Below are 12,416 nucleotides of genomic sequence, written 5' to 3'. Positions count from 1 at the left end.
TCACGCTCCCCGGCCACACGGCTTGGATTTCTTCGCGGTGTTCAGACCCGCTTAGGCGGCTTCCTTTTCCAGTTTGGACAGCCGTTCGGCGCTCGGCCATTTCACATTGCTCACCCAGCCGAACTTCTCGCAGATCCAGATGATGCGCGCCGTGGTGTCAAGCTGGCCACGCTTCACTCCGTGTCGAGCGGAGGTCGGATCGGCGTGGTGCATATTGTGCCAGGACTCGCCGAAGGACACGATGGCGAGCGGCCAGAAGTTGGCGGCCTTGTCACGGGCCTTGAAGGGGCGTTCCCCGATCATGTGACAAATCGAGTTGGTGGACCACGTGGTGTGGTGTAGAACGGCCACGCGAACCACACCGGCCCAGAAGAAGGCGGTGAGTGCGCCCATCCACGACATGGTCGCCAGACCACCGATGGCGGCCGGCAGCAGGAAGGTCAGGATCGTCCACAGCCAAAAGTACTTGGAGATCCAGACGATGTCTTTGTCACGCTGCAGATCGGGCGCGTAGCGTTCGATGTTGGTGGTGTTGTCCCGTTGGAACATCCAGCCCATGTGGGAGTGCCAGAACCCCTTCACCAGGGCCCACGGTCCGTTTCCATACAACCATGGGGAGTGCGGATCGCCTTCCTTATCGGAAAAGGCGTGGTGGCGACGGTGGTCGGCAACCCACCCGATCGCATTACCCTGCACGGTCATGCTGGCCAGAATGGTCGAGATGATCTTGATCGGCCGATTGGCCTTGAAGGATCCGTGGGTCAACATACGGTGGTACGAAAAGGTCACACCGTGACCGGTCAAGAAGAAGAAGGCGACCGCCAAGACCGCGTCCAAAGGTGTCAGCCATCCGGCGCTCCAGGCGAGGGGAATGGAGGCTACCAGCGCGGCGGTAGGCACGAGCAGAAAGAGATACACCAGGCTCTGGTGCCAGAGGTTACGCCGCTCCCCCAAGACCGGTTTGGCTTTTCGACGTGGGGCGGGAGGTGCGGGTGCTTCTGTCAGTGTCGTCATTGATCTTCCCATCTCTCGTTGACAACACCAATGTTCCTCCTGTTCACGCCCAAAGTCATTGGGGACGATACCCGTCTTTTTCGTAGGGTGGACCCACTCCGCGAGGTAGGGCTAGGCCTACCATTTATCTAGGGCCGCTGTTCAGACGGTTGTGGATCAGTTCTCGTCGAAGGTCCGCGACGGGCGTGACAATTCACGACCGAAGACGGCGCCTCCGGCAATCGGAACAGCCGCCAGGAACCCGAACACACACGCCAGTATCCACGAGCCCACCACCTGATACAGGTAATGTTCCAGCGTCCCGGCACCGAGGAAACTGTGGGCCGTGACCCGCACGGTGTTGACGATGATCAGAGCGACAACCGTGCCTCGGAAGACGGCGAATCCAAGCTGAATCCCCGATGCCTCCCGGTGGCGCCGGGTGTAAAGATGCGTCCACACGGCAAGGAACACCACGACTCCCAAGGCAAGGACGGTGTTCATGAGCATCACGAACGGCGGGGTGTATCCCAACGGCAAGATCCGCAGGGCCGGGAGGTCGTTGGGGAGCCCCAGAGCCTCTAGGGGAACAAGATAACCGCCCCGCGCATAAACGGCGGTCTGAAACCAACCGCTGCCGACGATAATGAAGAGGAGTGCTGCCGTCAGCGCGGATCCCACGGCGGCCCCATTGCGCACAATCCGCGATATAATATCCTTTAGCATGCATATCCCTATATATAGTTGACTGTTCATTGCGAGTGCCCCAGCCGGCACGCGGGCCGACATACCTAGAAAGCAGGCCGCACTCATGACGACGTTCCACCGCCTACGCACCCGACGCCCACTCGCATTTCTGTCGATACTTCTCATACTTACCACATTGTCGGTAGGTATCACAGGAGGGCTGGTGCGCACGATGACGACCAATGACGGCGCAAGTCGTTATCTGACAGACGAATTCGGACGTTCTCTCATTCTGCACGGATTCAATACCGCCGCTTCGGCCAAGCGCGCCAACGGCCTCCCCGAACTCACCGAAGAGGACGTCGAGCGGGAGTACGCCGACATGGGCACCAATTTCGTGCGGTATCTACTGCAATGGCAGGCCGTCGAACCCGAACCGGGCGTCATCGACGAGGACTACCTCGCCGCCGTTGCCGAGCGCGTCGAGTGGTACGCCGACCGGGGTTATCACGTCATGCTGGACATGCACCAGGACTTGTATTCGCCCTATACCAACAGCACCCGGGTCGCCGGAAACGGCGCACCCGAGTGGGCCACACACCCCGACGGACTACCGGTCAATACGGACCTGGAGCAATGGGAACTGTACTATCTCGAACCCGGAGTCATCCGCTCCTTTGACAACTTCTGGGCCACCACTTCGGGCGACGACGGCCTCATGGACCACTATGCCGATGCCTGGGGTTCGGTCGCCGACTACTTCGCCGATACGGAGGCCGTGATCGCCTACGACATTATGAACGAACCATGGGGTGGAACCCTTCAGGCCACGGAATTCGAAACCGGACCACTCGCCGAACTCTATCGACGCAGCATCGACACCATTCGCGAATCCGACGAGGACAGCTGGATCTTTGTTGAGCCCCAAGCAGTCGGGGTGAATTGGGGTATGTCCACCTCCCTGCCGCGATTCGACGACCCCAGGGAGGGACGTGCTCGTATCGGATACGCACCCCACCTGTATCCGCTGCCCTTGGACTTGGGAAGCAACTATTCCGACAGCACCGCGGCCATCGATTCGGCCCTCGAAACGTGGACGGACAACACCCTACGAACCGCACAGCGGCTGGACGCGCCGGTAATTCTCGGAGAATTCGGATTGGACGCGACCGCACCGGGCGCACTTGACTATGTCGAATCCGTTGTGGACATTACCGATGACACCGGCATGGGATGGGCGTACTGGTCCAGCGATCCCGGATCCTGGGGCCCCTACGACGAAGAAGGATCGGCCCAGCCGCTCAGCGACACCCTCGACCGCGCCTACCCACGTGCCGTGGCCGGCACTCCCTCTACAGTCGACTATGACCCCGACGGGCGGCTGTCTCTCGATTACGACAGAGACGCGTCCATCGAAGCACCGACCGAGTTTTATCTACCGGAGAACTTCGCGGAAGGCGGGGAGGTGACGTGCAGTGCTTCGTGTTCGGTGGAATGGAACGACGACCGACGAATCATGTCGGTATGGCAGTCAGGTGATGGTCCGGCGACCATCACCATAACCGCCTGAGGACAAACCGTCCGCTTAGGCGTCCTTACGAACGCGCAGGAAGAACAGTGCGGATCCGCCCGCCAACAGAAGTCCGGCACCGGCCACCAGTGCCCAGGTCAAACCGGCCCCGGTAGTGGGGAGTTCGTCGCCCGACTCGGCGGCCGGGCTCGTCTCGTCGTCGGCACCGTTGTTCTCGGAACCGTCGTCGGTAGAACCGTCACCCGAACCGTCGTCAGGGGACTCCTCTCCGCCGTTTCCGTCGTCGGACTCTTCCGGCGGCACCTCGCCGTCATCGTCGGCCGCACAGGTGTGGGTCAAGACGAAGAAGTCACCGGTCTTTCCGCGAGAGGACGTTTCGGTCACCTCGGCGTCAGCGGCGCTGATGGTCCATCCGGCCTCGGTACGCACCCAAGCCTTGCTGGTGCCACTGCCCGGGCCTTCGCCGTTGGCAATGATCGTGCCGTCTTCGGGGAGAGTCAACGTGGTCTCTCCGGCACCGGTATCGAACGTGACGGTAAGGCTGATGAAGTCGCGCTTACCTCCGGGAAGGTTGAAAACCCAGACGTCCTCACCGACGTACGGGCCGCCACCTTGGTTGGCGTCGCACAGCTGATCACCGAAATCGGCGGCCTCAACTCCACGATGATCGTCCTGAATAGAAATCGTAGTGGTCTCTTCCGCCGGCGCAGCCGAAGGAGCGGCGACGATCGCTGCGAATAGGGCACCTGCCGCCCAGCGGAATCCGGCCTTTGGGGACACGACTATCCTCCTCGATGACAGTGTGAAATCAAAAAAATACAGTGAGAAAAAAATAATTCTCGAATTGATACCGCAGACTACCATGGTGCGGAATGCTCGCGGCATCACCACTATCCCGAGGTGACCGGAGTCAGGCCGTTCGCCCGTCGAGATAGGCCAGGACCGCGAGAACTCGCCGATTGTCGTCCTCCGACTGGTTCAAATCCAGTTTTCGAAACAAACTCGCCGAATGCTTACCGACGGCCTTTTCCGATACGTGCAGTTCCGCGGCGATCGCGGCATTGGAGCGCCCTTCGGCCATGAGCGCCAGAACCTCTTGTTCACGAGCGGTGAGCGCATCGAGCCGATTACTTTGTCCCCCGAGCAATCCGGCAATGACCTCCGGATCCATCGCGGTTCCTCCCGAGGCCACGCGCTGCAAGGCGGTAATGAATTCCTCGACGTCGGCGACACGGTCTTTCAAGAGGTACCCGACCGCTCCCCTGCCGTCACGCAACAGTTCGCGGGCGTACAGCTGTTCGACGTATTGCGACAGCACCAGGACGGGAAGACTGGGCAGGCTGTCACGCGCCGACACCACCGCGCGAAGCCCCTCGTCCGTGTAAGTAGGAGGCATACGGATATCCACCACCGCCACATCGGGACGGTGTTCCAGGAGCGCCGCGGCGAGGGCGTCCCCATCGGCGACGGCCGCACACACCTCACAGTCGTGCGCCTCCAGAAGGCGAATCAGCCCTTCGCGCAGCAGGGAATTGTCTTCCGCCAGAACTACCTTCACGACAGTACTCCCGTTCTTGATTTTTACGATCGATGCGGTGAATCCCTCGCCTCACCCGCGCCGCCCTCGAATGGGCAGTTTAGCGCGCCGACTCGCTGCCGGCGCGCTCCGCATCCGTGCAACGTTTCATCTCGGTACAGGGCACGTCCAGCGTCATGGTGGTCGGACCCCCGTCAGGACTGGCAATCCGAAATTCCCCGTCGAACGCCTCCAAACGGCGCTGTATCCCTTCCAGCCCTCCGCCCGGATTCATTTCCGCACCGCCGATCCCGTTGTCGGTGACCTCCAGTCGGTAGCCGGTATCGGTGACATCGGCGGTTAGGGAGACTTCGGTGGCACGGGAATACTTCGTCACATTCGTGAGCAGTTCATTGACGGCGAAGTACACCGCCGACTCCAACGGCAGCGGCAGGGACACTTGCGCCCGGTCGATGAGGGTCGCCGGCAGGGGGTGCTCGAGGGCGACCTCTTCCAGCGCGCCGGAAAGTCCACGGTCGGCCAACACGGGTGGATAGATGCCCCGGACCAGATCACGTATCTCGGCCAATACCGACTGGGTTTCCTGTCGAGCCTCGAGTACCATCGTCCGCGCTTGTTTGGGATCGTTCAGAACGATCTGTTCGGCCATTCCCAGGTTCAACGCCAATGCCACCAAGCGAGCTTGAGCCCCATCGTGGAGATCGCGTTCGATGCGACGCAGTTCGGCGGCCGCCGCCTCCACCGTGTCGGCACGAGACCTGCTGAGCTCGTTGACACGACGTGCCAAGCGCATCGCTCGCGTCGGACCGAGGAGCAGGGCGGCGATACGGGAATACCAGGCCACCAAGCGGCGCCCCCAATGCAACCAACTGGCGATAAGCAGGAGCCCGACGGGAACGGTGAGGAGCGATCGCCACGGATGGTCGGCGCCCAGTCCCCAACGATCCAGCCCGGCCAGGCCTCCGTCGACGACGAGGTTCACCATCGGATGTACGGTCAAATAGAGTCCGGACACCAAAATGGCGAGCAAAGTGGCGTAGACCAGAAAACCCAGCGTTGAATTGATTCCCAGCCACGCGGCGTCTCGCCAGGTCGCGGCCTGTTTCACCCGGTCCAGCAGGCGCCGGTCCCAGGACCGCGCGGTCGGCTCTTGGTAGGGACTGGCGATGTCGAGGTCGAAGACCAGGCTGAACAGACGACGATGCCAATCCGACCATTCTCGTACTGCCGCGAAGGTGGCCAGGGTCAGCGGTATGCCCACCCAAAACAGCACCAAAACTCCCGATACCAGGGCAATGGCGATCAACACCACTCCAAGTACGGAGCTCACCAGCAACGCCAGGGTCGCGGCGATAAAGCTCAGGTGGGCGTGAATGCGCGGCTTCAGTTTGAACACACTTCAATGGTAGTAACTCGTCTGAAAATCCAGTTCGAGGCAGGCCGGATGACAGGCAGGCCACCGAGGGTAATCTTAAGACGATAATAACCACTTGATTGTTAATAAATACAATCTAGTAGTTATTATTTCTAACTATAGAATAGTAGAGTAATACTTACACTGTTCATGTGCCTGATTGAAGGGAATCGGAGGCAGAGGCGCAACGTGACGGGCGCCTTGGTCACCGCGTCGTTCCTGCCGCCGGGAGCGAAAGGTCACTACTACTCCGGTTCTGAGTCAGGCGTACCGTTTCGTCCGGCCGCGACAGCTCCAGCACCCGATCCACGACCCCTGTGGGGAACGGTCGGTGGCTGATGATGATCGCGGTTTTACCCTCCAAGGCCGCGACGGCCGTCCGCAACACCCGACGTGCCAAAGCGGCGTCGAGGTGAGCGTCCAACTCGTCGATGACGACGATCTCACGGTCGGCCAGAAACGCCCGCGCCAAGGCGATCCGTCCCTTTTCTCCTCCCGAGATCTCCTTACCGAATTCGCCCAGCCTGGTGTCGAGTCCAGACTCGAGTTGCTCGTACCAGTCACGTAGACCCGCCCAGCGCAGGGTACGTTCCAGCTCGGCGACCGAGGCCTCCGGTCGAGCGATTTTGAGATTCTCGGCCACCGTGGCGTCGAAGACGTACGCCTCCTGACTGCACAATGCGACGTTCTCCCGCACGGCGTCCCCGGTCAGCTCCGAATACTCGATCCCTCCGATACGAAGGCTCCCCTGATAGGCGACGAAGCCCGCCAGCGCGGCGGCCAGGCTCGACTTACCCGCTCCCGACGGGCCGTGAATTCCGATATGCTCCCCCGGACGCACGGTAAAGGTCAATCCCCGCACCGCGGAGTGAGAGGCTCCCGGCCAGGTCAGTTGTAGATTCTTCGCCTCCAGACAGGGCGGCCCGGAGGAGGGGTCGACCGGCACGTCCATCGGGTCGACCGGGTCGGGTCGAGGTATCGGCGACTCGGAAACGTCCCGCAAGCGCCGTCCGCTCGCACGGGATTTAGCCGCCTCCTGGACCGCCTGCGGGAGCGCCTGCAGGCTTTCGAACGCGGCCAGTGGCGTGAGGGCGAGAACGGCCAGCTCCACACCCGGCAATCGACCGGATTCGACGGCGGGAACGGCAACGTACAGACCACCGACCACGGCGACCGCCATGGCGATCCACACGCTTCCACCGGCGAGCCCCGCCGTCCATGCCGTCTTCGTCTCCGCCTTGGACAGGCCGCGTTGCGTGTGCTCCATCGCGCGCAAGGCACGAGAGGCCGTTCCAGCGGCGACGAGTTCCTCGCGTCCGGCCAGAAAAGCCTGTACGTCAGCGGTCAGGTCGGCGCGCGCCCGAGCCGTGGCCCGGGCTCCGGAGCGGTCCGAAAGCGCGGCCATCGCCGGAGCGAGCACCGCCGCGCCGGTCGCGGCGGCCGCCATGATCCAACCCGCGGGTGGATAGATGACGAACTGAACGGCGATCGCGGCGGCCATGGTCAACAACGTCGTGATGACCGGCAGCGGGCCACGTATCCAGCGCTGCCCGACGCCGTCCACGTCGTCGATGAGGCGGGTCTGCACATCGCCGTTGCGCCAGAGAGAGGGCTCTCGTTCACCGGTCGACCGCGCACGTCCCGATCGCTGCACGGGAGCGGGCGCGAGGCGGACCAACTTCCGCCACATGGCCACCCGCAGTTTCTCCATCCCCCGAAACGCCGTGTCGTGGCTGACGACCCGTTCGGCATAACGAAAAACGCCTCGACTGGTGCCGAAGAGCCGCACCGAGGTGATCACGACCATGAGGTGCAGGATCGGCGGCTGTTGCCAGGCGCGGGAAATCAGATACGCCGACAGTGCGATCAATGCGATCGCACTGAGCTGGGCGACCGTACCCAACAGGACGGACAAACCAAGTCTTTTTCTCACCAGGTGACCTCACGATCTGCCAGGGCGGCGAGCGCCGGACGGTGCGACGCGACGACGGTCGTTCGGCCGCGCGTGTACTCGGTCAACGCCTCCAAAACGGTGGATTCGGTATCGGGGTCGAGATGGGCGGTCGGTTCATCGAGCAGGAGAACGTCCGGATCGACAACGTCGGTACGCAGAAAAAGGCGGGCCAATGCGATGCGGGCCGCTTCCCCGGCACTGACGCCCGTTCCCGTGGCGGCGACCAGACGGTCGGCTTCCGGCGCCTGGGCGCGTTCCAGAACCGTGGCGACCCGCGCGTCACTCGTCTCTTCCGCCACGGCCAGTCGCACGTTGTCGGCGACGGTCCCGTCGATGAGGACCGGCCTCTGTGGCATCCAGGCGACCCGGCCGCGCCACTGCGACAGGTCCATCGTCTCCAGGCGGCGTTGGCCGACCGTGATCCGTCCGGATTGCGGTGAACGGAAGCCCAGGAGGGCCGCGAACAGGGTGGATTTTCCCGCACCCGAGGGAGCGGTCAACACCGTCAGTGCCCCGCCGCGAATCGTGACGGACAGTTCGGGAAGCGGTTCTCGTCCCGGGTAAGCGAAGACCGCCCGATCGATGTGGATCAGCGGGGCCCGGTTCGGCGGTGCTGCCGGTACCGGCCTGGTTTTCTGAGTTTCGTGGCCGGGCGTGCGTTCCGGCGACATGGTCTGAAACAGGTCATCGGCGGCGGCCAGTCCCTCGGCACTGGCGTGGTAGTGCACGCCCACTTGTCGGAGGGGAAGGTACGCCTCCGGTGCCAGGATGAGGACGAACAGCGCCAGGGTCAGTCCCTCGACTCCGGTCAGATTTCCTTCGATCAAACGTATTCCGATTTGGACGGCCACAATAGCCACCGACAGTGACGCCGCCAACTCCAGCGCCAAGGCGGACATGAACGCGACGCGCAGGAGCCCCATGGTGCGCTTGCGATAGGTCGCCGTCGTCTCTTCCAGATGGCGCGACTGCCGTTCGGCCCGCCCGAAGGCCTTGAGCGTTGGCAGGCCGGCGACCAGGTCGGTAAAGCGGCGAGCCAGCAAGGCGGTGGTCTTCCACTGTTTTTCCGCCTTGGTGTTCGTGTAGAGCCCGATCAGTATGCCGAACACCGGGATCAGCGGTAGGGTCACCATCACCACGATCGCCGAGGTCATGTCGACCCACGCCAGCGTCGCCACGATCGTCAGGGGAACGAGCGTCGCCAGCACCAACTGCGGTATGTACCGGGAAAAGTAGGCGTCCAGGGCCTCGATTCCTCGCACCAGCAGGTTCGCCGTCTCTCCGGAGTTGCGCCCGTCGTTGGGATTGTCCGCCAACGACGTCAACACACGGGAACGCAGGTCCCGTTTCACCCTCGACGACGACGCCTGTGCCGCACTTTCCTGTACGGACGTCACCAAGGCCCGAGCGATCAAAACCAGCGCCAAGGCGAGCAGTGAATCGGAGACGTCGCCGAAGCTCTCGTTACCCGCGAACACTCCTGCCACTATGGTCGCGATCAACCAGGCACCGGCGATAATGCAGGCGGTCGTGGCGACGCCCAACAGCGCAGAGAGTACGATGTAGCGTCGGGTGCCCACCGTATACCGCAACAACCTCCGGTCGATACCGCGCGAGCGCGGTGCTTCCGTCGTCGTCATGCGGGTATGTTCTCCACGCTCATGCGCTTGCGGAACACCCAGTAGGTCCAGCCTTGATAGAGCAGAACGACCGGGAGGAATATCGCTCCCGCCCAACTCATGATCGTCAGCGTCAGTTCGGTCGCCGCCGCGTTCTCGTGGGTCAAGGAGTAGGACGGCTGAATCGTGGAGGGCATGACGTTGGGCCACAGGGCGGCGAACAGCCCGGCGGAGGCGAATGCGATGGTCGCGGCGGTGAAACTGAAGGAGAATCCGTCCCTGCCGATCAGGTTGCACACGATGGACGTGAGCAGAGAGGCAACGGCGACGGCGATGAAGACGCCCGACAGTACCGAGCCACTGTGGGTCTGCATCCACACCAGCCAAACCGCGGCCGGAAGTGCTCCTACGGTGGACAACTTCCATGCCAGGGAGTGGGCCCGCTGTGAGAACTCGCCCTTGGTTTTCAGTGACAGGAAGGTCGCGCCGTGACCCGCGAAGAGTAGAACGAAGGTGGCCGCGCCCAGTAGTGCCGGAAGGTTGAACAGCTCCCAGAACGATCCGACGTAATAGTGGTCGGCGTCCAGCGCCACTCCGTACACCATGTTGCCGACGACCATTCCCCACAGGAGACTTGCTGCCAGGGAACACCAGAAGATCGAGCGATCCCAGGTGGCCTTCCATCGTTCGGTCTTGCCCTTCGCACGGTATTCGAAGGCCACTCCGCGTACGATCAGTGCGATGAGAATCAGGAACAACAGCAGATAGAATCCGCTGAACAAGCTCGAGTACCACACCGGGAACGCCGCGAACATGGCTCCACCGGCGGTGATTACCCAGGTTTCGTTCCCGTCCCATACCGGGCCGATGGTGTTGATCGCCAGGCGGCGCTCGCGATCGTCACGGCCGAGGACGGGAAGCAGCATGCCGACGCCGAAGTCGAAGCCTTCCAGGACGAAGTATCCGGTGAAGAGGATCGCTATGGCGAGAAACCAGATCGTTGTCAAATCCATCTAGAGGTTCCTTCACTTCAGTAGGCGAATGCCATGGGTTTATCGCTGTCGTCATCGTCGGAGGAGGGACCCCCGACACCGGCCTTGGCCTTTTCCTCATCGGGCGGACCGAGCTTCGCGTATTTGAGGAACAGTTTCATACAGACCACCGCCAATATCGCGTAGACGAGGGTGAATCCGACGAACGACACCCAGACGGATCTCTCCCCCACCGTTGGACTGACACCGTCTTCGGTGAGCATGAGGGAGAACACCACCCACGGTTGACGGCCCATTTCCGTGAAGATCCATCCGGTGGAATTGGCGACGAACGGCAGGACGGCCGACCAGACGGCAACGATCCAGAACAGGCGGCCTTGCGGCAGCTTGCCTCGCCGCGTCCGCCACCATACGTACAAAGCGATCAGGACGGCGAGCATGCCGAAACCGATCATGGCGCGGAAGGACCAGTAGGTGAGTGGAATGTACGGAGTGTAGTCTCCCGGCCCGTACTGGGCGGCGTACTGCGCTTGCAGATCGTTGATGCCCTGGACTTCGGCCCCGAACGAACCGGTTCCCAGGAACGACAGCAGACCGGGGATTTCGAGAATCGGCGTATGTTCCTGTCCGCTGATGTCGCCGACGGTCAACACGGAGAACGGGGCACCCGAGGTGGTGTTGTACAGCGCTTCGGCGGCCGCCATCTTCATCGGCTGAGTGGAGGTCATGACTTTACCCAGGGAGTCACCGGAGATGACGAGCCCGATCCCGGCGATGACGCTGGTGAGAACTCCCAGACGCAGGGCCGGACGATGTACGTCGAGGTCGCGCTTGCGTTTGAAGTGCCAGGCACTGACGGCGATCATGATCATGGCGGCGGTCAGCCAGGAGGCGAATATGGTGTGTGGAAACTGCGTCAAGGCCACCGGGTTGGTCAGTACGGCACCGAAGTCGGTGAGTTCGGCACGCCCGTTGGCCTCACTGTATTCATAGCCGACCGGGTTTTGCATGAAGGCGTTCGCCGCCAGAATGAAGTATCCCGATAGGACCGTTCCGAACGCGACTATCCAAATACAGGCGAGGTGGAGGGAGGGCTTCAATTTGTCCCAGCCGAAGATCCAGATCCCGGCGAAGGTGGCCTCGAGGAAAAAGGCCAGTAGAGCTTCGAACGCGAGTGGTGCACCGAAGATGTCTCCGACGAAGCGAGAGTAGGCGCTCCAGTTCATCCCGAACTGAAATTCCTGCACGATCCCGGTCACAATCCCCATGGCAAGAGTAATGAGAAAGAGGTTGCCCCAGAACTTGGTCGCTCTGAGGTACGAGTCCTTACCGGTGACCCTCCACATTGTTTGTAGTAGGGCCACCAACATTGACATTCCGATTGTGATGGGCACAAACAGAAAGTGGTATACGGTCGTCGTCCCGAACTGCAGTCGGGCGACTTCGAGCACATCCATGGTCAACCATTCCCCCAAAGCAGAACCCCAGGTGTCGAACTGCCTCAACCAGCATGAGAACTCGTCGAATCGCTCCGACACGAGTAGGTTCACCGATGTAACATCACTGCTTCGGAAGTCTAGTGACATTTCTGTGCTTACAACGGAAAACCATGATATGAACCGAAACAGGCGACCGCTGAAAGTGACCGACGTTGCACCACTATATCTACGTATCGTCTTTTATGGAATT

General features: G+C 61.8%; 10 protein-coding genes. 1 reads left to right on the top strand and 9 read right to left on the bottom strand.

Annotation, left to right across the window (positions count from 1 at the left end; genetic code table 11):
- Positions 1 to 51 precede the first annotated feature (51 nt).
- On the bottom strand, positions 52 to 1,014 hold the full coding sequence (locus HALAL_RS0111200) for an acyl-CoA desaturase (protein WP_025274097.1): 963 nt from the start codon (positions 1,012 to 1,014) through the stop codon (positions 52 to 54).
- A gap of 156 nt (positions 1,015 to 1,170) precedes the next feature.
- Positions 1,171 to 1,719 carry a hypothetical protein gene (locus HALAL_RS0111195; protein WP_156937709.1) on the bottom strand — a complete coding sequence of 183 codons (549 nt, stop codon included), beginning with the start codon at positions 1,717 to 1,719 and terminating at the stop codon, positions 1,171 to 1,173.
- A gap of 193 nt (positions 1,720 to 1,912) precedes the next feature.
- On the opposite strand from HALAL_RS0111195, the gene HALAL_RS0111190 reads away from it, so the two are divergent.
- Complete coding sequence (locus tag HALAL_RS0111190) at positions 1,913 to 3,250, top strand: cellulase family glycosylhydrolase (protein ID WP_025274095.1); 1,338 nt, start codon at positions 1,913 to 1,915, stop codon at positions 3,248 to 3,250.
- A gap of 15 nt (positions 3,251 to 3,265) precedes the next feature.
- Here HALAL_RS0111190 and HALAL_RS0111185 read toward each other — a convergent pair whose 3' ends face one another.
- The 7 genes from HALAL_RS0111185 to HALAL_RS0111160 all read right to left on the bottom strand — a co-directional run bounded on the left by HALAL_RS0111185 (position 3,266) and on the right by HALAL_RS0111160 (position 12,184).
- Positions 3,266 to 3,991: an LPXTG cell wall anchor domain-containing protein gene (locus HALAL_RS0111185; RefSeq protein WP_025274094.1), complete on the bottom strand. Its 726-nt coding sequence runs from the start codon at positions 3,989 to 3,991 to the stop codon at positions 3,266 to 3,268.
- A 130-nt stretch (positions 3,992 to 4,121) separates the two neighbouring features.
- Positions 4,122 to 4,769 (bottom strand): response regulator, encoded by a 648-nt coding sequence (locus HALAL_RS0111180; protein WP_025274093.1) that lies wholly within the window; start codon positions 4,767 to 4,769, stop codon positions 4,122 to 4,124.
- A 79-nt stretch (positions 4,770 to 4,848) separates the two neighbouring features.
- A complete protein-coding gene (locus HALAL_RS0111175) occupies positions 4,849 to 6,144 on the bottom strand; it encodes a sensor histidine kinase (RefSeq protein ID WP_025274092.1) in 1,296 nt (431 codons plus the stop codon).
- Between the two features lie 223 nt (positions 6,145 to 6,367).
- Positions 6,368 to 8,095 carry a thiol reductant ABC exporter subunit CydC gene (gene cydC / locus HALAL_RS16900; RefSeq protein WP_169732440.1) on the bottom strand — a complete coding sequence of 576 codons (1,728 nt, stop codon included), beginning with the start codon at positions 8,093 to 8,095 and terminating at the stop codon, positions 6,368 to 6,370.
- Positions 8,092 to 9,756 carry a thiol reductant ABC exporter subunit CydD gene (cydD, locus tag HALAL_RS16895; RefSeq protein ID WP_035534506.1) on the bottom strand — a complete coding sequence of 555 codons (1,665 nt, stop codon included), beginning with the start codon at positions 9,754 to 9,756 and terminating at the stop codon, positions 8,092 to 8,094. The genes cydC and cydD overlap by 4 nt, the downstream gene beginning before the upstream one ends.
- A complete protein-coding gene (gene cydB, locus HALAL_RS0111165) occupies positions 9,753 to 10,748 on the bottom strand; it encodes a cytochrome d ubiquinol oxidase subunit II (RefSeq protein WP_025274091.1) in 996 nt (331 codons plus the stop codon). Before cydB ends, cydD begins: the two co-directional genes overlap by 4 nt.
- A gap of 17 nt (positions 10,749 to 10,765) precedes the next feature.
- Positions 10,766 to 12,184 (bottom strand): cytochrome ubiquinol oxidase subunit I, encoded by a 1,419-nt coding sequence (locus tag HALAL_RS0111160; protein WP_025274090.1) that lies wholly within the window; start codon positions 12,182 to 12,184, stop codon positions 10,766 to 10,768.
- Positions 12,185 to 12,416: the final 232 nt, after the last annotated feature.

The organism is Haloglycomyces albus DSM 45210, from assembly GCF_000527155.1.
Classification (GTDB): Bacteria; Actinomycetota; Actinomycetes; order Mycobacteriales; family Micromonosporaceae; genus Haloglycomyces; species Haloglycomyces albus.
The sequence above is the reverse complement of the archived record's forward strand: the minus strand, read 5'-3'. Positions and strand labels throughout refer to the sequence as shown.